General features: G+C 73.5%; 24 protein-coding genes and 1 pseudogene. 4 read left to right on the plus strand and 21 right to left on the minus strand.

Annotated elements, in window-relative coordinates:
• Positions 1-13: 13 nt before the first annotated feature.
• From tatC to IPK37_17340, 12 genes are all read right to left on the minus strand, one after another.
• The gene (gene tatC / locus IPK37_17285) at positions 14-766 is read right to left on the minus strand and encodes a twin-arginine translocase subunit TatC (protein QQS02973.1); all 753 of its coding nucleotides are present in this window, start codon (positions 764-766) and stop codon (positions 14-16) included.
• A 64-nt stretch (positions 767-830) separates the two neighbouring features.
• A complete protein-coding gene (tatA, locus tag IPK37_17290) occupies positions 831-1,316 on the minus strand; it encodes a Sec-independent protein translocase subunit TatA (protein QQS00554.1) in 486 nt (161 codons plus the stop codon).
• 60 nt (positions 1,317-1,376) lie between these two features.
• Entirely contained in the window at positions 1,377-2,360 is a 984-nt protein-coding gene (locus tag IPK37_17295; GenBank protein QQS02974.1) for a WYL domain-containing protein, read from the minus strand.
• Positions 2,361-2,443: 83 nt separating this feature from the next.
• Positions 2,444-3,478: a WYL domain-containing protein gene (locus IPK37_17300; protein QQS02975.1), complete on the minus strand. Its 1,035-nt coding sequence runs from the start codon at positions 3,476-3,478 to the stop codon at positions 2,444-2,446.
• A gap of 72 nt (positions 3,479-3,550) precedes the next feature.
• Positions 3,551-3,943 (minus strand): FKBP-type peptidyl-prolyl cis-trans isomerase, encoded by a 393-nt coding sequence (locus tag IPK37_17305; protein ID QQS00555.1) that lies wholly within the window; start codon positions 3,941-3,943, stop codon positions 3,551-3,553.
• Positions 3,944-4,037: 94 nt separating this feature from the next.
• A complete protein-coding gene (locus tag IPK37_17310; protein ID QQS00556.1) occupies positions 4,038-5,084 on the minus strand; it encodes an FKBP-type peptidyl-prolyl cis-trans isomerase in 1,047 nt (348 codons plus the stop codon).
• A gap of 173 nt (positions 5,085-5,257) precedes the next feature.
• The gene (gene pafA, locus IPK37_17315; protein ID QQS00557.1) at positions 5,258-6,637 is read right to left on the minus strand and encodes a Pup--protein ligase; all 1,380 of its coding nucleotides are present in this window, start codon (positions 6,635-6,637) and stop codon (positions 5,258-5,260) included.
• Between the two features lies 1 nt (position 6,638).
• Positions 6,639-7,415: a proteasome subunit alpha gene (gene prcA, locus IPK37_17320; protein QQS00558.1), complete on the minus strand. Its 777-nt coding sequence runs from the start codon at positions 7,413-7,415 to the stop codon at positions 6,639-6,641.
• A complete protein-coding gene (prcB, locus tag IPK37_17325) occupies positions 7,412-8,356 on the minus strand; it encodes a proteasome subunit beta (protein ID QQS02976.1) in 945 nt (314 codons plus the stop codon). Before prcB ends, prcA begins: the two co-directional genes overlap by 4 nt.
• A gap of 5 nt (positions 8,357-8,361) precedes the next feature.
• Positions 8,362-8,568, minus strand: coding sequence for a ubiquitin-like protein Pup (locus IPK37_17330; protein ID QQS00559.1), 207 nt, complete (start codon positions 8,566-8,568; stop codon positions 8,362-8,364).
• Between the two features lie 163 nt (positions 8,569-8,731).
• Positions 8,732-9,004, minus strand: a complete 273-nt coding sequence (locus IPK37_17335) for a hypothetical protein (protein ID QQS00560.1) — start codon at positions 9,002-9,004, stop codon at positions 8,732-8,734.
• 862 nt (positions 9,005-9,866) lie between these two features.
• Positions 9,867-11,441, minus strand: a complete 1,575-nt coding sequence (locus IPK37_17340) for a proteasome accessory factor PafA2 (GenBank protein ID QQS00561.1) — start codon at positions 11,439-11,441, stop codon at positions 9,867-9,869.
• Between the two features lie 195 nt (positions 11,442-11,636).
• On the opposite strand from IPK37_17340, the gene IPK37_17345 reads away from it, so the two are divergent.
• A complete protein-coding gene (locus IPK37_17345; GenBank protein QQS00562.1) occupies positions 11,637-12,497 on the plus strand; it encodes a class I SAM-dependent methyltransferase in 861 nt (286 codons plus the stop codon).
• Positions 12,497-13,621 (plus strand): alpha/beta hydrolase, encoded by a 1,125-nt coding sequence (locus IPK37_17350; protein QQS00563.1) that lies wholly within the window; start codon positions 12,497-12,499, stop codon positions 13,619-13,621. The genes IPK37_17345 and IPK37_17350 overlap by 1 nt, the downstream gene beginning before the upstream one ends.
• Positions 13,622-13,706: 85 nt before the next feature.
• On the opposite strand, the gene IPK37_17355 is transcribed toward IPK37_17350, so the two are convergent.
• From IPK37_17355 to IPK37_17390, 8 genes are all read right to left on the minus strand, one after another.
• Positions 13,707-13,913, minus strand: a complete 207-nt coding sequence (locus IPK37_17355) for a hypothetical protein (GenBank protein QQS00564.1) — start codon at positions 13,911-13,913, stop codon at positions 13,707-13,709.
• A 22-nt stretch (positions 13,914-13,935) separates the two neighbouring features.
• Positions 13,936-14,373: a hypothetical protein gene (locus IPK37_17360; GenBank protein QQS00565.1), complete on the minus strand. Its 438-nt coding sequence runs from the start codon at positions 14,371-14,373 to the stop codon at positions 13,936-13,938.
• A 104-nt stretch (positions 14,374-14,477) separates the two neighbouring features.
• Positions 14,478-15,446, minus strand: a complete 969-nt coding sequence (locus IPK37_17365; GenBank protein ID QQS00566.1) for an ABC transporter ATP-binding protein — start codon at positions 15,444-15,446, stop codon at positions 14,478-14,480.
• Complete coding sequence (locus IPK37_17370; protein QQS00567.1) at positions 15,443-15,760, minus strand: PLDc_N domain-containing protein; 318 nt, start codon at positions 15,758-15,760, stop codon at positions 15,443-15,445. The genes IPK37_17365 and IPK37_17370 overlap by 4 nt, the downstream gene beginning before the upstream one ends.
• Positions 15,761-15,940: 180 nt before the next feature.
• Positions 15,941-16,363: a hypothetical protein gene (locus IPK37_17375; protein ID QQS00568.1), complete on the minus strand. Its 423-nt coding sequence runs from the start codon at positions 16,361-16,363 to the stop codon at positions 15,941-15,943.
• Between the two features lie 56 nt (positions 16,364-16,419).
• Positions 16,420-16,659, minus strand: coding sequence for a hypothetical protein (locus tag IPK37_17380; GenBank protein QQS00569.1), 240 nt, complete (start codon positions 16,657-16,659; stop codon positions 16,420-16,422).
• Positions 16,656-17,009: a PadR family transcriptional regulator gene (locus IPK37_17385; GenBank protein ID QQS02977.1), complete on the minus strand. Its 354-nt coding sequence runs from the start codon at positions 17,007-17,009 to the stop codon at positions 16,656-16,658. The genes IPK37_17380 and IPK37_17385 overlap by 4 nt, the downstream gene beginning before the upstream one ends.
• Before the next feature lie 69 nt (positions 17,010-17,078).
• Positions 17,079-17,630: a TetR family transcriptional regulator gene (locus tag IPK37_17390; GenBank protein QQS00570.1), complete on the minus strand. Its 552-nt coding sequence runs from the start codon at positions 17,628-17,630 to the stop codon at positions 17,079-17,081.
• 180 nt (positions 17,631-17,810) lie between these two features.
• Between IPK37_17390 and IPK37_17395 the strand changes: the two are divergent.
• Both IPK37_17395 and IPK37_17400 read left to right on the plus strand, forming a co-directional pair.
• Positions 17,811-18,782 (plus strand): annotated as a pseudogene (locus tag IPK37_17395) (ribose-phosphate diphosphokinase).
• A 305-nt stretch (positions 18,783-19,087) separates the two neighbouring features.
• On the plus strand, positions 19,088-19,447 hold the full coding sequence (locus IPK37_17400) for a DUF3054 domain-containing protein (protein ID QQS02978.1): 360 nt from the start codon (positions 19,088-19,090) through the stop codon (positions 19,445-19,447).
• 108 nt (positions 19,448-19,555) lie between these two features.
• Here IPK37_17400 and IPK37_17405 read toward each other — a convergent pair whose 3' ends face one another.
• Complete coding sequence (locus IPK37_17405) at positions 19,556-20,263, minus strand: peptidyl-tRNA hydrolase (protein QQS02979.1); 708 nt, start codon at positions 20,261-20,263, stop codon at positions 19,556-19,558.
• Positions 20,264-20,280: the final 17 nt, after the last annotated feature.

Genomic DNA, 20,280 nt, shown 5'->3' on the forward strand with positions numbered 1-20,280 from the left:
CGCAGCCGACGCCTCAGAGCGGGCTGGCCTCGTCGTCGCCGAGCGAGTCCGCCCAGTCGGGACGATTGCGGTGGCGGCGCTTGTCGTTGAGGGCGGCGATGCCGTAGGCGAGGAGGTACAGGGCGCACATCGGCAGCGCCAGCGAGAACATCGTGAACGGGTCCGGCGTCGGGGTCATCACGGCGGCGAAGATGAAGATCCCGACGACGGCAAAACGCCAGACGCGCAACATGGCCGCCGCGGGGAGGATCCCGATCAGGTTGAACGCGACCAGGAAGATCGGCAAGAGGAACGCCAGCCCGAACGCGAGCAGGAATTTGCTCGTGAAGTTGAGGTAGAGGTCCGCGGCGATGATGTTGCTGCCCAGCTCGGGGGTGAAGCCGAGCAGGATTTCGACGGCCTTGGGCAGCGTGAGGTAGGCCAGGTAGGTCCCGCCGAGGAACAGCGGCACCGCGGTGAGGATGAACGCCGCCGCGGTGCGCTTCTCTTTCTTGGTGAGCCCGGGCACGACGAACGCCCAGATCTGGTAGAGCCAGATCGGGCTGGAGATGAACAGGGCGATGAAGATCGCGATCTGCAGTTGCAGCGCGAACGGATCGGTGAGGCCCTGGAAGTTGACCTGGCCGCCGCGGGCTCGGATCGGCTCCATGAGCGCGCTCATCACCGGGTTGTAGAGGTTCCACCCCGGGACGGTGGCGATGACGATGGCGATCACCGCGATCAGGAACCGGTTGCGCAGCTCCCGCAGGTGTTCGACGAGGGCCATCCGACCCTCGGGGTCGCGCTTCTTGCGTCGCCTCGGCAGGGGGTTGCGGGCCACCGCGACGGGCTCAGCGCGCGGCGTCGTCGTGCGGGCCGCGCGCCATGTCGTCGTGCGGGCCGCGCGCCATGTCGTCGCCGGGCCCTACGCCGCTCTCGCGGGCGGCGCGGGCTGCGCGTTCGGCGCGGACCTCCGCCTCGATGCGCGCGCGGGCGGCGTCCTCCGCATCGATCCGCGCCTCGGCCTCGGCGCGCAGGCGGGCGTCGCGCTCCGCGGGCGTCTCGGTGCCGCCCGCGGCGGGTTGCTGCGTGGTGGCGGCTGGCGTGGTGGTCGGTGCGGACGCGGCAGGAGGCGGCACGACGGTGGCGCCGCGGACGGTGTCCTGGCTGGCGGCGCTCGGCGCGTCGTCGCGCTTCATCTCCTCGACCTCGGCCTTGAAGATGCGCATCGATCGACCCAGGCTGCGCGCCGCATCCGGCAGCTTCTTCCAGCCGAACAGGACCACCACGATGAGGAGGATGACGATGAGTTCGGGTCCTCCGAGCCACTGCGGCATGGCACACCTTCCGTGTCGGCGAGGGCGCCACGGGGCGCGACCTCGGCTCCTGTCCGGGCGTCAGTGTACGGGCTCGGCATGACCATAGGCTGACAGCGCCGCCGCAGCTCCCTGCGCCACCTCTTCCGCCAACCAGGCCGGCTCCTGGACCATCGCCTGGCCCCCGAGGCGCCACAGGAGCCGCCGCAACCACGCGGTGTCCGCGGTGTGCAGCCGCAGAATCGTGCCGCGCTCGCTGACCCCGCCGCCGCCGCTGCCGCTGCCGGCCTGGTCGTCCGGCTGGTGGGAGACGTGTGGGTAGTAGTCGGCGACCCATGCCGCGGACGGCGCGAGTCGCAGGGATACCAGCAGGTCGTCCGGTCCGGGCTGGAAGATGCCGGCGTCCAGGTCGCGGGGGCGGGCCCCGTCGGGCGGCACGCCGGGCTCGTCGAGGACGCTCACCTCCTCGATGCGGTCCAGCCGGAAGAGTCGTACGGCGTCGCTGCGGTGGCACCAGCCCTCGAAGTACCAGCGCCCTTCGGCGCTGGTCAGCCGCATCGGGTCGACGTCGCGCGCCGTCGACTCGTCGCGCGCGGGCACGAGATAGCGCAGGTGGACGCGGCGCTTGCGGGCGAGGGCGTCGCGCAAGGCCGCGAGGGTCGCGGCCTCGGTGCCCTCGGCCATGTCCACCTGAATCCGTTCGCTCGCCGCCTGCACGGTCGGGGCGGCGGCCGAGGAGATGGCGTCCTCGAGCTTGGCGAGGGTGCGGTCGAGGGCGTCCCGTTCGGTGAGGCCCGGGATGTCTGCCAAGGTGCGCAGGGCGACGATGAGCGCGAGTGCCTCGTCGCGGCCCAGGCGCAACGGCCGCGCAATGGCCTCGGCGTTGCCGAGGTAGACGCGGCCGTCCTCCCAGTCCGCCTCGATGAGGTCGTCCGGCATGCCCCCGGGCGTCCCGCACAGGAACAGCAGGGCCAGATCGGCCTCCAGCTGTTCGCGGCTGACCTGCAGCTCGGCCGCGGCCTGCTCGATGTCGATCCCCTGGCGGTGCAGCAGCCAGGGCACCATCGTGAGCAACCGGGCCAGGCGGTCCGTGGCGCTCTCCGCGGGCGGGCGCTTGCGGGGAGCGCGTGGCTTGGCGGCGCGCGGGCTCACGACGTACTCCCGGCGCCGTGCGCCTCGAACGCGCCGCGGAGCCGCCGCACGACGCCCGCCACCAGTGGCTCGGGCGACTCGGCCACGACGTCCGGGCCGTAGCCGGCCAGCTCGTCCGCCAGCGCCTCGACATCGGTCGTGATCAACGTGAGCCGGTCCCAGCCGGCCTCCGCGGAGGGCATAGCCGGCATGGGCTCCGCCGAGGAAGCGGGGGCGGCGCCCTGGGCAGGCGCGATCGACTCGGCACGGCGGCGCAGCGCGTGCCCCGCACCCGCGCGCACCCGGCAGGTGACCGTCACCGGCTCCCCGTCGCGGGCCTGCAGCCGGATCAGGGCGCGGGGCTGGTGGCCGGCGGGCACGACGTACGACCCGGGGGGCCCGTCGCGGCGGACCTCCCCCTCGATCCGGCCCACCCGGAAGACCCGGGTGTCGGCGCGATCGATGTCGTAACCGGTGAGGTACCACCGACCGTGCCAGCTGGCCAACCCCCATGGCTGGACGTGCCGCTCGCGGACCTCGCCGGACCGGTTCGTTCGGTAGGTGAAGGCGATCGGGCAGGTGTCGACCACCGCCGCCCGGACGGCGTCGAACGCGGGCTCCACCGTGCGGACCCTGGCCTCGATGCCGATGATCGAGGACTCGTCGCGCTCCACCCCGTCGGCGGCGAGCTTGCGCAGCGCCTGCGCCGCAGGTCCGCCGAGGCTCGCCTGCGCCCACGTCCGGCTGGCCAGCGACAGCACGGCCAGCTCGTCGGGGGCGAGGCGCAGCTCGGGTACGGCGTACTCCCGGCGGTCGATCCGATAGCCCGGCTCGTCCTCGAAGAAGCTGTCGAGCTGCTCGGTGACCAGCGGGATCCCGAGCTCGCGCAGTTCCTCCTTGTCGCGCTCGAACATCCGCTCGAAGGCATCGTCGGAGGGCGTCTCGGCGTACTGCGCCACGGACGAGCGGATCTGCGCGCGGGTGAGCGGCCGACGCGTGTAGAGCAGGCAGATCACGAGGTTGAGCAGCCGCTCGGTCTTCGCCGCGACCATCGGCGGGGCCTTCATGGCACCGACGTTACCCGATCACACGTACGATCGGAACCAGCACGCGAGCGCGGCCGCTCAGCGCACGCCCATCAGGTCGACGACGAAGATCAGGGTCTCCCCCGGCGCGATGGCCCCGCCCGCGCCGCGGTCGCCGTACGCCAGGTGGGGCGGGATGACCAGCTTGCGCCGACCGCCGACCTTCATGCCGGCGATGCCCTCGTCCCAGCCGCGGATCACGCGGCCGGCCCCGAGCGGGAACTCCAGCGTCTGCCCGCGATTCCAGGAGGCGTCGAACTCCTCGCCGGTCGACCAGGCCACCCCGACGTAGTGCGTGTCGACGGTGTGTCCGGCGCGGGCCTGCTCGCCGTCTCCCTCGATGAGGTCCTCGATGACCAGCTCGGCCGGCGGGGTCTCGCCGGGGAAGTCGATCTCGGGCTTGCTGCGGCCGAAGGCGTCGGACGTCGTCACGCGGTGCTCCTCTGCGGGATTGGCGGTGCGGGGTTTCAGCCTGGCACAGGCCGCTGCCGGGCGCCTGCCCGACGACCTCGGGATCCGGGCGACCTTAGGGGGTCCAGGCGCCCAGGATGTCCATGACGAAGATGAGCACGTCGTCGCCCTTGATCTGGGCGTCGGGGTTGCCGTTGGCGCCGTAGCCGTCCGCCGGCTGGGCGATGATGAGCAGCCGCGACCCGACGGTCTGGCCGGGGATGTTGTTGTCCCAGGCCTTGATGAGCTGGCCGGCGCCGATCGGGAACTCCGCCGTCGTCTTGGCGCTCTTGCCGGAGTAGTCGAAGGGCTGGTCCGGGGTGCGCCAGGTGGCTCCGGTGTAGCGGACGAGGATGGTCTGCCCCTTGCCGACCTTCGGGCCGGCCCCCGTGATCAGCGGCTGGACCACCGTCTCCTTCACCGGCGTCGGGCTGGGCACCGTGAACTTCGCGGGCTGCTTCGGGTCGTCGGGCACCTGCACGGTGGGCAGGCCCGCCTTCGGGGGCACCGCGGTGCCGGTGGCCTTGTCGAGGAGAGGCTGGACCGAGAGCGTGTCGAGCACGAAGAGCACCGTGTCGTCCAGGGTCATCCCCTGGGTGAGCTGGGACTCGTTGAGGATCTTGTTCGCGGGGATTGCGAGCAGCGCCTGCACGCCGACCTTCTGATCCTTGAGGGCGTCCACGAATCCCGGCACCGTGGCGGAGTCCTTGGCGATCTGCACGGCCGCGGGCTGGCCACCGTAGGAGGAGCCCATCGTCGATCCGTCGACGCCGGAGAACCGGGCCCAGTTGGCGGTCACGATGCCGGGGTCGGTGATGGGCGCTCCGGTGCCCGCCTTGAGGATGCGGCTCTTGGTCTCCTTCACCCGGAACGGCTTGGTGGGCAGCGTGATGGTGGGTGCGGTCTTGGCGTCCTTGCCGGGCGTGACCGTGACCTTGGCCAGCTCGGTGTCGCTGCTCGCACTGGCCCCGGAGCTTGTCGTGCCGCTGGCCGCAGGGGTGGGGGCGTCCGCGCAGCCGGCCAGCGAGCCGATCAGCAGGGTCAGGGGCAGGACGCCCGCGGCGAGCAGCTTGCTGCGGCTGCTGGTGGGAACGCGACGGGAAACGGGAGTCTGGGCAGACACGGGATGACCTTCTCGGGGGACGCCAGGGATACGGGGCACGCTCGGGGGACGACGTGGGCACAGCCCTACCGGGCCAATGACGAGTTGGCTCAGCCTAACCCGTGCGTGCGGGTGCACCCGAACGCGGGGATCACCGGCGAGCCGCGGTGGATCCCCTGCGTGCTGGCGCGGCGTCAGCTCCGGCCCCGGGCCATCAGCTCCAGCAAGGCGTCGACCCGGTCGTCGGTCGTGGCGAACGGGTCCTTGCAGATCGCCGTACGGCCCTCGTTGCCGTCGAGGCGCAGGTGGGTCCAGTCGACGGTGTACTCGCGCCGATGCTCCTGCGCGGCCGCGACGAACGCCCCACGCAGGGCAGCGCGGGTGGTGGCGGGCGGACGGCGTACGGCGTGGGCCACCGCATCCGGGCTGGTCCAGCGGTGCAGCGCCCCGGCCGCCTCGAGCCGCAGCGCCAGCCCGCGGGCCGGGTCGATGTCGTGATAGAGCATGTCGAGCTGCAGCATCCGCGGATCGTCCCAGGCCAGGCCGTGACGCTCGGCCTGCCGGCGGAGCAGGGCGTGCTTGGCGATCCAGTCGACGTGCCGGGCGACGCGGCCCGGTTCGCCGTCCTCGAGCGCCGTGAGGATCTCATCCCAGAGGGCGAGGCAGTCGCCGTCCCAGGGGCGGGTCGCCCCGTGCCGGGCGAGGTGGTCCGCGGCGAGCGCGTAGTAGGCGCGTTGGGCCTCCACCGCGGTGATCGTGCGGCCGTCGACGGTGGCGTACGTCGCGCGGCCGGTCAGGTCCCGGGCGGCGGCGCGGATCGCGCTCGCGGTGTTGGCCGGGGCGACGGGCGGCGGCGGGGCGCCGGCCTCGAGCGCCCGCAGCACCAAGTCCGCCGCGGCGACCTTCAGCAGCGTGCTGGACTCGGCCATGTTCGAGTCGCCGACGATGACGTGCAGGCGGCGGTGCCGAGCCGCGTCGGCGTGCGGTTCGTCCCGGGTGTTGATCATCGGCCGGCTGCGGGTAGTGGCGCTCGAGGCGCCCTCCCACATCACGTCGGCGCGCTGGGACAGGCAGTATTCCGGCCGGCCCTCCTTGGTGAGCACGATGCGCCCGGCGCCGCAGACCAGCTGGCGCGTGACCAGGAAGCCGACCAGGGCGTCCGCCAGCACGTGCAGGTCCGAGGTGCGGGAGACGAGGTAGTTCTCGTGGCAGCCGTAGGAGTTGCCCGCCGAGTCGACGTTGTTGCGGAACAGGAAGACGTCGCCGACGACCCCGTCCTGCGCCATCCGCTGCTGGGCCTGCCCGATCAGGTCAACCATCATCGCGGTCCCGGCGCGGTCCTGGGCCAGCAGGTCGGGCAGGGTGTCGCATTCGGCGGTGGCGTACTCCGGGTGGTTGCCCACGTCGAGGTAGAGCCGGCCGCCGTTGGGCAGGAAGACGTTGCTGCTGCGGCTGGCCGCCACGATGCCGCGGAAAAGGTAGCGGGCCACCTCGTCGGGCGTCAGGGCCTTGCTGCCATCCTTGGTGCAGGTGACCCCGTACTCCGTCTCCAGCCCGTAGATCCGTCGGTCCATCTCAACTCCCCCGCTGGGTCTGCGGATTGGTGCTGCGCGGGCGGCGGTCCTCGTGATCGGCCGCGCCGCCACGTGCTGTGGCGGGCCCGGTCGCCCCACCCGCCTGGTCACCGGCCGCGTCGCCGGTGAGGTCGGTCGTCAGTCGCCGGAACGTCCGCCGCGGGCGGCTGCGGTCGAGCAGGGCCGCCTCCAGCGGCGCAGGCGGTACGTCGTCGCGGCGCAGCGCCCGCGCCGCCAGGGCCAGCGTCTGCGCCAGCGGCAGGTCGGGGCGCAGCTCGTCGCGCAGCGCCGCGCTGACCTGGTCGTGGGCGCCGGCGGCGACGGCGTACCCGGGTTCGTCCAACACCGACCCGTCGTAGCCGACCCGATAGATCTCGTCGGCGCCCGGCTCGCGGCCCACCTGCGCCAGCAGGATCTCGACCTCGAACGGCTTGCTCTCCTGCGCGAACGTCGCCCCGAGCGTCTGGGCGTAGGCGCCGGCCAACGCCCGGGCGGCCACGTCGGCGCGGTCGTAGGCGTAGCCGCGCAGGTCGGCGTACCGGACGCCGGCGACGCGCAGGGTCTCGAACTCGTGGTACTTGCCCACCCCCGCGAACCCGATCCGGTCGTGGATCTCGGCGATCTTGTGCAGGCTCGGGCTGGGGTTCTCCGCGACGAACAGGACGCCCTCCGCGCAGCTCGCGACGAGGACCGGGCGGCCCCGCGCGATGCCCTTGCGGGCGAACTCCGCGCGGTCCTTGGTGAGCTGCTCCGGGCTGACGTAGAACGGGATGCTCATCGGGCGGCTCCCGGAGTGGCGCGGCCGTCCTCGAGGTGGCGGCGGTCCTCGACGAGCCGCGCGACGAGCTCCGCGAGCTGGGCGTCGCCGACGAGGCGGGCGCCGTCGGCGTCGGCGATCCCGCAGGTCGGGTAGATGCGCCGAGCCAGGTCCGGGCCGCCGGTGCCGGTGTCGTCGTCGGCGGCGTCGTACAGGGCCTCGACCGCGATCCGCAGCGCCGCGTCGGCCTCGAGGCCGGGCCGCCACAGCTTCTTCAGGGCGCCGCGGGCGAAAAGGGCCCCCGAGCCGACCCCGGCGTACGCGTGCTCCTCGTAGCAGCCGCCGGCCACGTCGTAGCTGAAGATCCGGCCCCCGCCCGGGGTGCCGGACTCCGGGCGCGCGTCGGCGTACCCCGCGAACAGCGGGACCACCGGCAGCCCCCGCAGCGCGAGCCCGAGGTTGGCCCGGATCATCGTCCGCAACCGGTTGGCGCGACCCTCCAGCGAGAGCGGGGCGCCCTCGATCTTCTCGTAGTGCTCGAGCTCGACCTGGTAGAGCGCGACGAGCTCGGTGGCCACGCCCGCGACCCCGGCGATGCCGACCAGGGAGGTCTCGTCGGCGACGAAGACCTTGTCGATGGTGCGGTTCGCGATGAGGTGCCCGGCGGTCGCCCGGCGGTCCCCCGCCATCACCACCCCGCCGTTGAAGGCGACGGCCACGATCGTCGTGCCGTGCGCCGCGCCCAAGGCGCCGACGGCGCCGGTGAGTTCCGCGGGTCCGGTCACTCCGGTCAGTCCAGCCAGGCCGGGCAGGTCCGTGACGTCGGCCTGCGAGACCGGCAGCAGCTCGGGGGCGTGCTCGGCGAGGAAGGCGGCGAAGCTGCTGGTGGTCGCGGAGAGGTACGCCGGGGGCAGGCCTGCCTGCGCGCCTCGGCCGGTCCCTCCCTCAGCGCCGGTGGGCAAAGGCCTCACTGGCCGCCCTTCTGCACAAAGCCGCGCACGAACTCCTCTGCGTTGGCCTCCAGGACCGCGTCGATGTCGTCGAGGACCGCGTCGATGTCGGCGTCCAGCTCGGCCTTGCGGGCCGCGGCCTGCGGGGCGGGCGGGCCGGGGTCGACCGGCGGCTCGGGCGCCGGGCGGTCGTGTTGCGGGCGAATCTGCTCCTGGCCTGCCATGAAATCCTCCTGACGGATGCTGCAGCCCACCCTAGTTGCCCCACGGTCACCCCTGTGGAGGTCCCGGCACCCGCCGACGACGCCGGTTGTCGCCGATGACGCCGGGTTCCGACGAAAGCACCCGCAGCAGTGAGTGTTGGCGTCGCTAGCCGGCGCAACCGGCTCAAAGCTGCTCGACGGTTGCCCCGGCGAGGCGCACGCCCTGCCGAAGCCGGTCGCGGATCAGGGTGGGCCGCCCGAGGTCCGCCCAGATGAACCGGACGAAGTACCACCCGTCAGCGTGTAGGTCCTCCTCGCGCTCCTTCTCGGCTCGCAGCGCCCGGTGGTCCGGGTATTTACCCAGTCCATCGAACTCCACCGCTACCCGAGTGCCGCGGAGCACCATGTCCAGGCGGTACCGCCCATGCTGCGTGACCACCTCGACCTGCAGGTCCACAGCCATCCCCCATGACTGGATCTGCCACCGCAGCAGGGACTCCCCCGGCGACTCGCTGCGTCCGTCGAGTCGGGCCAACGTCGCGCGTACGGCGGCAATCCCCCTGCCGCGGGGGCTGCGGCGGCCGCCAGGTCCGCGGGCGTGACCAGCCTCCGGTGCAGGGCGGCGTCGCCGGCCACGAGCAGGGTCTTCGGCCCGGCAGAGCGGCCCGACTGGATCAGCGCATCCGCCGGCACAACGAGCCGGGAGCTCGTCGCCAGGTCCGCTGTGGAGGTGTCGCAGGGGTGCAGGATGTGGTCGCGGCGACGCCGGTACGTCCGGCCTGCGCGCGACGTCAGATGCGCCGTGCCGAGCTGTACGCCGTACAGGGGCAGGCCGTGACCCGCCAGGGCCGACGTGTGACTCAGCACGGCTCGACCTTCATAGCGGTCCCGAATCGCCTCCGCCCGACGCAGATGCGCCAGGGCCCGGTCGGCCGCCGGGCTATCGGTCGGTGTGACGGGGAGCGCGTAACGCCCCCGCGTGAGCCGGGTCAGTGCCCCGGTGCGTATGGCGGTGCGCAGATCCCGCTCGGTCAGCCCCGCCGACATGGCCGAGCTGGTCGAGATCACACCAACCCGGCCCAGCTCCTCGAGGATCTCCGTCGTCGTCATGACGTCACGGTGGCGCCCCCGGCAAGGTGGCGGGCGGGAGGCCAGTTGGCCTGTGGATGGGCGCTGATCACGTCGGGGGTGTGGACGGTTGCCGCCGACGACGCCGGTTCCCGACGAAACGCCCGCTGAAGTGAGTGTCGGTGTCGGTACCCGGCGCCGCCACAGGAAAGGTGCTCGAACGCTGACCTGGCCGGCCGCTCCGGCAGGGCTCAGTGCGCGGTCAGCTCGTCGAGCAGGGCGGCCACGTCGGGGCAGCGGTCCAGCAGCGCCGCCGTACGCTCGCGAGTCCCGCGCAGCGGCTCCAGCGTCGACACCCGCTGCAGCGCCCCGCGCCCCGGCACGTCGAACACCAGGCTGTCCCAGGAGGCGGCGACGACCGCGTCGCCGTACCGCCGCAGGCACTCCCCCCGGAACCAGGCCCGCGTGTCCGCGGGCGGGGTGTCGACCGCACGCCGTACGTCGTCGTCGCCGACCAGCCGCTCGATCCGCCCCGCCGCCTCCAACCGGCGCGCGAGGCCCTTGCCGGGGCGCAGGTCCGACCACTGGATGTCGATGGCCGCCAGCCGCGGATCGTCCCAGGCCAGCCCGTCGCGATCCCGATAGCCCTGCAGCAGCTTGAGCTTGGCCACCCAGTCCACCAGCGACGCCGCGCTCATCGGGTCGGCCTCCAGCCGGGTCAGCAGGTCCTCCCAGCGCAGCAGCACCTCGGCCGTGGCGGGGTCCACCTCGCCGCCGGTGCTCCGCGCGAGGTGGCCCTGAACGAGCTGGTAGTAGGCCCACTGCAGCTGCAGCCCGGTGATCGTCCGGCCGCTCTCGGTGCGCACCGTGGCCCGCAAGGTCGGATCATGCGACAGCACGTGCATCGCGGCCACCGGATCGTGCGGCATGAGGTCGGCACCGCGGACGCCGTACGCCGCGAGCCCGCCCGCCTCGATCATCCCCAACACCAGGCTGGTCGCGCCCATCCGCACCAGGCCGGCCACGTCCGCGAACGTGGCGTCGCCGACGATGACGTGCAGGCGGCGATACCGCTCCGCGGTCGCGTGCGGCTCGTCCCGGGTGTTGATGATCGGCCGGCGGAACGTCGTCTCCAGCCCGACCCGCTGCTCGAAGAAGTCGGCCCGGGAGGAGATCTGAAAACCGGCCACCCCGGACTCCGCGCCGATCCCCACCCGGCCCGCCCCGCAGATCAGCGGCCGGGCCACGAAGAACGGCGTGAGGTCCGTGACGATCCGCTCGAACGGGGTCTCCCGCGTCATCAGGTAGTTCTCGTGGAAGCCGTAGCTGGCGCCCTTGCCGTCGGTGTTGTTCTTGTAGAGCACCACCGGGTCGCCGTGCCGCGGGTCGTTCGCCGGAGCCTGCTCGGGCGCCTCGCCCGCGAGCAGATCCATGGCGTACGCCGCGACCAGCTCGCCCGCGCGGTCGAAGACCACGGCGTCGCGGGGGTTCGTGACCTCGGGCGCGCTGTACTCCGGGTGGGCGTGATCGACATACAAGCGCGCCCCGTTGGTGAGGATCACGTTCGCGACCGTCGGGTCGTCCGCCCACTCGTCGGTGAGCATGCTGGGGTGCGCCACCCGGCGGTTCAGCGCCCAGCCGCGCGCGTCGATCAGCGGGCTCTCCCCCACGTAGTCCCACTGGTGGGCCAGGTGCCGGTGTCCGTGGGCCTGCGCGTACGCCTGCACGACCCGCCCCGAGTTCACCATCGGGTTCGCGTCGGGCCGACCCGGCACGGAAATCCCGAACTCGGTCTCCGTCCCCATCACCCGGCCGACCCCGGTCATGGTTGTTCGCCCCTGCTCATGCTCGACCGTCGCGCTCGTCGCGCTTCCCCGGCTCGCCGCATCGTCAGCGGCACCCGCCGTACCCGCGCTTCCTCGCCGCTCATGCCGGCCAGCCTACGCACGCCGGCATCGGGTCACCGGGCGGTGGCCCGGGCTCAGCATGCGGTGTCGGAGCACCCGCCTAGAGTGAGCGCCATGTCCGAGCATCTCTCCGAGCAGGGGACCCACGAGCCCGTCGCGCCGCAGACCCGCTGGGCGCGGGCCACCGGCGGCGAGGCGGGCGAGGACTACGCGCGGCGGATGACGCAGGCCAGCGCCGACGCCGAGGCCGCCGGCCGGGACGCCCACGGGGAGGCGCGCTTCGTGCACGCCCTCGCCGAGCGCGCGCTGGACCGGCCGACCGCCCGCGTGCTCGACGCGGGCTGCGGCACCGGCCGGGTCGCGATCGCCCTGCACGCGATGGGCCACCCCGTGATGGGCATCGACGCCGACCTGTCCATGCTGCGGGTGGCGGCCGAGGTGGCCCCCAAGATCCCGTTCTGGCTCTCCGACCTGGCCGAACTCGACGTGCCCCAGGCCGCCATCGCCGGCGGCTTCGACGTCGTGGTGCTGGCCGGCAACGTCGTGCCGTACCTGGCCGACGGCACCCTGCCGGCCGTCCTCGCCGAACTCGCCCGGGTGACCAGGCGCGGCGGTCTCGTCGTGGCCGGCTTCGGCATCCACCCCACCGACCTGCCGGCGGGGCTGCCGGTGGTCGGGGTGGCCGAGTACGACGCCGCGGCGGCGGCCGCCGGGCTGGAGCCGGCGGAGCGGTACGCCGGGTGGGGTCGGGAACCCTTCGCCAACGACGCGACGTACGCCGTGTCGGTGCACCGCCTGGTGACCCCGCCGCCGCCCCGCGACGCGGCCGACCAGGCCGGATCCAGCGACGACGCGGGCATGCTGCCCGCCGGGCGCATCACGAGGCCCCGGGAGCCGCTCATCGCCGGCGACGGGAGCGACCAGCCCAGCCGCGGCGGCCTGCGCGGGCTGCGTGGGTTGTTTGGACGCCGGTGATGCTTGAACCGCGGCACTTGCCGTGGCGGGTGCGGCTCATCGACGCGATCGCGCGCCGGACCGGGGACTCGGTCACGGCCATGGACCACGACGCCATCGAGGCTGCCCGCGGCCACGTCCGGCCCCCGCGGCCCCCGGTGTCCTGGGTCACCGGGGCGGTGCTGCCGTCGGTGCGCATCGACGCCCGCACGGCCACGGTCGACGACGCGGATCGGCTAGGTGGCGGTGGCCCCCCGGGCGATCCGGAGCGGCCGAGCGACCCGGGCCGACCGGACGAGGAGACCCGGCCACGCGGCAGCCGCGAGATCGGGATCCGGCGGTACCGGCCGCGCCGGCACCTGCGCGCCCGCCTCCCCACCCCGGACGCCCTCCCGATGGTCGTGTTCTTCCACGGCGGGGGCTGGGCGATGGGCAGCGTGAGCGGGTACGACCCGCTGTGCAGCTACCTCGCCGACAGCCTGTCCGCCCTGGTCGCCAGCGTCGACTACCGGCTCGCGCCGCACCACCCGGCCCCGGCGGCGGCCGACGACGCCTTGGCGGCGACGCTGTGGCTGTGGGAGCACGCCGCCGAGGTCGGCGGCGACCCGGACCGGATGGCCGTGTGCGGCGACTCGGCCGGCGGGAACCTGGCGACGGTCGTGGCCCAAGCGCTGCGCGACCGGGCGGAGTCCGGCGCGGGCACGGCGGGTACGGCGGGGGCGGCCGGCCCGCGGCTGCGCCACCAGGCCCTCATCTACCCCTCCGTGGACTCGACCCGGCTGACCCCCTCGAAGATGGCCCGGGCGCGCGGCCCGATCATGACCCGGAGTGATACCGACACCTATCTGGCGCACTACCTGGGGCTCGGGGAGGGCGCGCTCTCGGCGTACGACATCCGCGTCTCCCCCGCCCTCGGCCGACTCGACGGGCTGCCGCCGACGCTCATCCAGTCCGCCGAGTTCGACCCGCTGCGGGACGAGGCCATCGCCTACGGCGAGGCCCTCGAGGCGGCCGGGGTGCCGGTGGTGAGCACGACGTACGCCGGCGCGGTGCACGGGTTCGCGTCCTTCCCCGCCGGGGCGCCCGGCGGGTTCCGGCACCGGGCGGAACTCACCCGCGAGATCGGCCGCTACCTGCTCGCCTGACCCGCAACGTCATCGGGGCGCTGGCTGATTCGCCGAGGCGGGCCCCTGCCGTAGGGGTATTGATCCGCGCGAGGACAGCACGGATTCAGAGTTCGCGGCGCCGGAAGACCAGGACGGCGGCCGCGCACAGCAGAACCACCAGCGCGAGGGTCGACAGGACCGGGCCCAGCGCCTCCGCGGGGCGGCCCGCGGCCAGCGCCGCCGGCAGGTCGCGCATCCCGGCCGGGCTGACGCGCCTCAGCGGCGCCCAGAGAGCGGCCAGGGTGAGCAGCAGGTGGGCGGCGAGGCCCACGCCTGCGGCGGCCCCGTGGAGTTCACGCAGGTGGAGGCGAGGACCATGAGGGCCACGTACAGGCTGCCGAGGGCCAGCCAGGCCGCGACCGCCGCGGCCAGCGGCCGACGGGTGCGGCGGGGAACAGCAGCCGCGTCACGACCCACGTCAGCGCAGTGCCGACCGCGACGGCCACGGCGAGGACGACCGCGTGGGTGGCCGCCTTGGTGAGCACGAACGCCGCGCGCGGCAAGGGCTTGGTGAGCACCAGCACCGCCGTACCCGCCCGGCACTCCCCCGCGACCACGCCCGCGAGCAGCACCACGACGAGAAACAGCACGAGATCGCCGAGATTCTTCGTCCACTGCAGATAGGCGTCGACGTACGTGGGCTCCGGGATCGGCAGGCCGGCGGCTCCCGCATCCCCCAGCGTCGCGCCCAGGATCTCCCGGATGTAGCGCGCCGTCAGCGGCCCCGTCACTGCGAAGACCCCCAAGACCGCGAACAGGACCTACGCCCGCCACCCCCGCAGGAACTCCTGGAGTTCCTTGCGGGCGAACGTGGCGACCGCGTGCGCGCCCGGGCTCATCGGTCCACCCCGATCAGCTCGATGAAGGCGTCCTCCAGCCGCGTCTCCCGCGGTTCGAAGCGGGCCAGGCCTAGGCCGGCGTCGGCCAACAACCGGGGCACGACCTCCCCTGCGGCGTCCAGGTCGTCGGCGGCGACCTCGCAGGCCGGGTGCCCCTCGATCTCGACGATGTCGACGCGCGCCGCCCACGGTTGGCCTCGCAATGTGTCCGCCAACCGCGCCGTGGCCGCAGCGCCGCCCGTCACCTGTACGAGGAGGCGACGGCTCGCGCCGTACCCGGACTTCACCTCCGCGATCGGACCCTGACGCGCGACGCGACCGGCGTCGATGACGGCGACGGTGTCCGCCACCCGCTCGACGTCGGACAGGATGTGGGTCGAGAACAGCACGGTGGTGCGGCCGGCCAACGCCGCGATCATCGCCAGCACGTCGCGCCGGCCGAGCGGGTCCAGGGCGGAGGTGGGTTCGTCGAGGATCAGGACCTGCGGGGCGTTGACCAGCGCCTGGGCAATGCCGAGGCGCTGCTTCATCCCCCGCGAATAGCCGCCCACCCGCTGGGCGACGCCGGTGAGTCCCGCCAGGTCGAGCGGGGTCTCGACCCGCGTCTCGAGGGTTCGCCCGCGCAGCCCGAACAGGCCCCCGCAGAAGCGCAGGAACTCAGGGCCGGCCATCCAGGGGTAGTAGCCCGGGACGTCCGGTAGGTACCCTACCACCGCCCGCACGTCGTCCCCGGACCGTGTGACGTCGCGGCCCAGGACCCGAAGGGACCCCGCGCTGGGGGCCGCGAGGCCGAGCATGATCCGCAGGGTGGTGGTCTTCCCCGCGCCGTTGCGGCCGAGGAAGCCGAAGACCGAACCGGGGGCGACCGTCAGGTCGACGCCGTCCAGGACGCGCCGACCGTCGTACGTCTTGACCAGCCCCTCGACGGCGATCGCGGGCTCCGTCGGGCGGGCGGCGCCGATCACGACGATGCCGGCGGGCGCTCGCCGTACAGCGACTCGACCGCCCGCGCGACGGCGTCCGGGGCCGGCGGCTGGTCCCCCCGTCGCGCCGCCTCGGGCACGGGCTCGGCCGCGCGACCGACGGCGAGGAACACGAGCGGCCCCACCAGCTGACCGAAGACGATCACGAGGAGCCAACCCCAGCGCGGGAGCAGCGCCAGGCGCTCATCGGGGGTGCGGTGCCACCGGACCAGCGCGACGATCATCAGCGTCAGCTGAGCCGCCACCAACAGGCCGATCAGCGCCCGCCCGGTCGGGTCCAGCGCGTCCCAGCTCATGACCCGACCTCCTGGTCCCACAGCCGACGCAGCCCGGTCCGCACCGGGATCACGATGGTGGCGAGGCCGATCAGCGGCGTGGCCAGCACGGCCGGCAGCACTCGGCCGCCCCTGCCGCGGTCCCCACCTCGATGTGGGCGTCGGTCACCGTGGCGGCCACCGTGATCGCCGTGAGGGCGGTCATCGACGCGCCGATCCCCGCCCTGACCAGCGCGTCCTGCGGGTCGGTGGGGCGGGTCGACCACAGCGCGGAGCCGAGTCCCAGCCCCGCCAACGCCGCCAGCCCGGCTCGTGGGCCCGTCCGCTGGACCCGTCCGTGGCCGACCAGGACGTCGGGACGCGGTCCGGGAGCCGCCGCCAGGACGCCGCCAGTGCCGCGCAGGTTCCCGTCGCAAGAACGACCGGTACGGCGTGCGCCGCGCCCGTCGCTGCCCTCGGGATGTGCGGCAGGACGTCCGCGTCGTAGTCGTCGGGGCGCAGGAGACCCAGCCGTACGGCGAGGGCGCCCAGGTTCACCGTCCAGCCGCCACCGACGAGGCGCGGGACCAACAGCGCCGGATTGGTGGGGTCCCAGACCCGGGCCCGGACCCGCGGCTGGGTCAACCCGCGAGTCTCCAGCGGCAGACCCGCGAGCCGGGCCTGCGCGGCTGCCGGCTCCCTCAGCTCGCCCGGCCCGTTCGCTCGGCCCGCTCGGAAGCTCGGGGTTCGGACCCCAGGGCGGCGCGCAGGCGCTCGGCGTACTCCTGCGCGGTCCCGAACTCGGCCACGACCGCCGCCGGGTCGGCCACTCCCCACTCCGCGATAGCGGTGCGGAGGTCGGCGACGGCGTCCAGCTCCGCGCGGGTCGCGCGGGTTCCGAGCGCGGTGCGGACCTGATCTGCGTAGTCGCCGCCGGTCATCGTCGATCCCCTCCCAGAAGTTGCGTGACGGCATCGTGGAGTTCGGCCCACGCGGCCCGCAGGTCGACCAGCGAGGCCCGGCCCGAGTCGGTCAGGGCGTAGTACTTGCGGGGCGGTCCCACCGGCGACTCCTCCCAGGACGTCACCACGGCTCCCGCCTTCTTGAGCCGGGCGAGCAGCGGGTAGACCGTCCCGCGGCTCGCCGCGAGCCCGTCGTGCTCGGCGAGTCGTTCGACAAGCTCGCCGCCGTACGCCTGGCCCCCGCTCAGGATCGCGAGAATCGCCAGCTCCAGAACCCCTTTGCGCAGCTGGGCGACGCGTTCGTCGCGGCTGCCGACGGCAGGGTCAATGGTCACGCCTACTAGTTTGCCATACCAACAACCGTCCGGCGCGGGACTGTCGGTGAGATCACATCCGGGCTACGCCGTACGGCCCTCGAGGCTGGCCTGGACCAGCGCGCCGTACCGCTCGACGAACGCGTCCTGCGCCGCGGGTGAGGCGTCGTCGCGGAGCCCGAGGGTCCGCATGCCGAGGGCCAGACCGATCAGCTGGCAGCTCGCGGCGTGGGCCCGGGCCCGGCCGTCCTCGTCGTCCGGAAGGTGCCGCAGTACATGAGTGACGACCTGCTCGACGAAGCGCCGCCGCTCGACGTCGGGGTCTGGGGACTGCCAGGTCAGGAAGACCGCCTGCGCCCACGGATCGTTCTCGCCGGTGCGGATGCGGGCGACGACGCGCGAGACGAGGTAATTGCCCAGGTCGTCGAACAGCACGTTCTCCGTGGAGGGCATGCCGACCTCGGGCGTGCTGGCGGCGTACAGCGCGGCCTTCGACCCGAATAGCTTCATGACGAGCGCCGGAGACACCCCGGCGTCGTCGGCGACGCCCCGGATGGTCACACCGCTGTAGCCGAGCTCGTGGAACAACCTGCTGGCGCTACGGCGGATGCGCTCCTGCGTCGACGGCTCTGTCATGGCTCCATCTTCCCCGACGAACCCAACCAGTGGTGCGCGAATGGGCGGCGGCGGGGTCCGTTTCGGACGTCGGTGCGTTGCGGGGTCGGGACGGGCGCCGCCGCGCGCGGCAATGCGAGGGAATGCACAACGGTGGTTATGCTGACGGCACGTCTACTGTCTCGCCGAAGGACCCGCCCCGTGCGCGACGTGATCGTCTTTTCAGGCTCGGCCCACGAACCGCTGGCGCGGCGCATCTGCCGCCACCTCGGCGTACCGCTCTCCGGCGCGGAGATCAAGCGCTTCAGCAACGACTGCCTGCAGGCGCAGCTGCTCGCGAACTGCCGCCAGCGGGACGTCTACATCGTTCAGCCGCTGGTGCCGCCGACCCAGGACCACCTGGTCGAGCTGCTGATGATGATCGACGCGGCGCGGGGTGCGTCGGCGGCGCAGATCACGGCGGTCATCCCGCACTACGCCTACGCCCGCTCGGACAAGAAGGACGCCTCCCGGATCTCCCTGGGCGGCCGGCTGGTGGCGGACATGCTGGTCACCGCGGGAGTCAACCGCGTCCTCACCATGGCGCTGCACGCGCCGCAGGTCCACGGATTCTTCTCCGTGCCGGTCGACCACCTCACCGCCATCGGCGTCCTCGCCGACCACTTCGTCGAGCGGGACCTGTCGGACTACGTGGTCGTCTCCCCCGACCTCGGCAACGCCAAGCAGGCCACCCTGTTCGCGCGGCTGCTCGGCCTGCCCGTCGCGGCGGGGAGCAAGCAGCGGCTCTCCGACGACAAGGTCGTCATCGACGCCATCGTCGGCGACGTGGCCGGCAAGCGCGCGATCGTGCTCGACGACGAGATCGCGACGGGGGGCTCGATCGTCGAACTCCTGGACAAGCTGGCCGAGGCGGGCTGCCCGTCGGCTGCCGTGGCCTGCACGCACGGGCTCTTCGCGGGGTCCGCGGTGCAGCGGCTGAGCACGCATCCGATGATCACCGAGGTGGTGACCACCGACACCGTGCCGCGGCCCGCGGGGTTCGGCGCGCTGCACGTCCGGTCCGTCTCGCGGCTGTTCGCCGAGGCCATCGGCCGCATCCACGTCGGCGAGTCCGTGAGCAGCCTCTTCGACGGCGTGGATCCGGCGCACGCGTCGCCGCAGCGGCAGTTGCCGCTGTACGACGGCTACGAGTCGTTCGACGACGGGTACGCCGACGCCGGCGGCCATCTCTTCTCCGGAAGCCGCCACCCCTTCGAGCCGGGGCAGGCGTCCCGCTCCTCAGCGGCCGGCCGGCCGGTCGAGTCCCCGCTTCGACCCGTCGTCAGCGAGCCGGTGCCGCTGCTGTCCGTGGCGGAACCCCAGCTCGATGACGCCGAGGCCCTGTCGTGACCCCGGAGGCGCGCCCGGAACGGGCGGCAACGGCGGGGACGACTAGTACGACGGGGGCGGCTGGTACGACGACTCCGCGCGCGGCCTCGGTGCCCTGGGCGGCGTTCGCGCTCGACGTGGTTCTGGTGCTGGTCTTCGCGACGACCGGCCGGCTCAGCCACGCCGAGGGGGTCACGTTCGGCGGCCTCGTCACGACGGCGTCCCCCTTCCTCGCGGGGACCGTCGGGGCATGGGCACTCCTGGTTTCTCGCGGCCGGCCGCGTGCGGCGACGATCCCGGCCGGGTTGCTCGTGTGGGCGATGACCCTGGTCGTGGGCATGGCGCTGCGCGCGATCACGGGCCAGGGGGTGGCGCTCAGCTTCGTCCTGGTGGCCGGGTCGTTCACCGCGCTGACGCTGATCGGCTGGCGCGCGCTCGGCGCGTGGCTGATCCGGCGCAACGCGCGCTGACTGCCGCCCTCTTCCCCGACTGCCGCCCTGTTTCCCGCACTGGCGCCCTCGATCAAGGCGGGCGTCAGTGAGGGAAAGAGGGCGCCAGTGCGGCCAGGGCCAGGTGGGTCACCACCAGGCGCGGGTCGTCTCCGTGGGACCGTCGACCTCGGTGAAACCCGCGTCAACCACCCGGATCGGAGCCTGATCCAGCGCCGCCCAGTCGGCGGGCGCAAGCTCATCGAGGGTTTCGACCCGCCAGTCGTCGTCATGCCAGGCCCGCAACACCTCCGACCGGCCATCGAGGACCAGGCGCTCCCAGGCCAGCTGCGCGGCGTGCCCGCACTGCGCCGCCGCCTTCCCCGTCGTCAACCCCAGCCCAGGACGCAGGGCGATCGTCACCACGGGCGCACGGCCGAGACCCGCCGACTGGCCCAGCGCCTCCGGGGATGTCGGCGGCGCTGCGGCCGTCGAGGATGGTCCAAGAGGCTCTTGCCCCGAATCCTCGGCCTCCCGGGGGAACTCGGTGCCCGAGACCTGCAGCTCGTCCAACGCCGGCGGCAACGGCCGGGCCGGCAGCGGCACGAACGCCCGCACCTGTGCTCCGTCCTGCGCCACGGTGACCCCGGGCAGCTCCTGGCAGCGGTCCCAGCGGGTGCCGCGCGCCCGGCGTACCAGCTTGCGGATCCGGCCGTCCCGCCAGCGGCGCAGGTACGGGCCCCACTCCCCCCGCGCGCGCTCGTCCGCCAGCAGCGACACCACGGCCCGCGCGGCCGCGGCGCAGACGGCGCGATGGGTGGGCAGGGCCGCCTTGTCGTACCGGACCGCGAGCTGCATCGCCCACGGCCCGTCCG

Origin of the sequence: Austwickia sp. (genome assembly GCA_016699675.1) — a bacterium.
In the GTDB taxonomy this organism is placed as follows: Bacteria; Actinomycetota; Actinomycetes; order Actinomycetales; family Dermatophilaceae; genus Austwickia.

Excerpts from the sequence above, each read along its gene's own strand:
- tatA (QQS00554.1), bottom strand. The coding sequence starts at position 1,316 with ATGCCGCAGTGGCTCGGAGGACCCGAACTCATCGTCATCCTCCTCATC.
- prcA (QQS00558.1), bottom strand. The coding sequence starts at position 7,415 with ATGAGCATCCCGTTCTACGTCAGCCCGGAGCAGCTCACCAAGGACCGC.
- IPK37_17345 (QQS00562.1), top strand. The coding sequence starts at position 11,637 with ATGTCCGAGCATCTCTCCGAGCAGGGGACCCACGAGCCCGTCGCGCCG.
- pafA (QQS00557.1), bottom strand. The coding sequence starts at position 6,637 with ATGGACCGACGGATCTACGGGCTGGAGACGGAGTACGGGGTCACCTGC.
- IPK37_17330 (QQS00559.1), bottom strand. The coding sequence starts at position 8,568 with ATGGCAGGCCAGGAGCAGATTCGCCCGCAACACGACCGCCCGGCGCCC.
- IPK37_17370 (QQS00567.1), bottom strand. The coding sequence starts at position 15,760 with ATGAGCTGGGACGCGCTGGACCCGACCGGGCGGGCGCTGATCGGCCTG.
- IPK37_17380 (QQS00569.1), bottom strand. The coding sequence starts at position 16,659 with ATGACCGGCGGCGACTACGCAGATCAGGTCCGCACCGCGCTCGGAACC.
- IPK37_17300 (QQS02975.1), bottom strand. The coding sequence starts at position 3,478 with ATGGTCGCGGCGAAGACCGAGCGGCTGCTCAACCTCGTGATCTGCCTG.
- IPK37_17390 (QQS00570.1), bottom strand. The coding sequence starts at position 17,630 with ATGACAGAGCCGTCGACGCAGGAGCGCATCCGCCGTAGCGCCAGCAGG.
- IPK37_17405 (QQS02979.1), bottom strand. The coding sequence starts at position 20,263 with ATGCAGCTCGCGGTCCGGTACGACAAGGCGGCCCTGCCCACCCATCGC.
- IPK37_17295 (QQS02974.1), bottom strand. The coding sequence starts at position 2,360 with ATGGTGCCCTGGCTGCTGCACCGCCAGGGGATCGACATCGAGCAGGCC.
- IPK37_17350 (QQS00563.1), top strand. The coding sequence starts at position 12,497 with ATGCTTGAACCGCGGCACTTGCCGTGGCGGGTGCGGCTCATCGACGCG.
- IPK37_17340 (QQS00561.1), bottom strand. The coding sequence starts at position 11,441 with ATGACCGGGGTCGGCCGGGTGATGGGGACGGAGACCGAGTTCGGGATT.
- tatC (QQS02973.1), bottom strand. The coding sequence starts at position 766 with ATGGCCCTCGTCGAACACCTGCGGGAGCTGCGCAACCGGTTCCTGATC.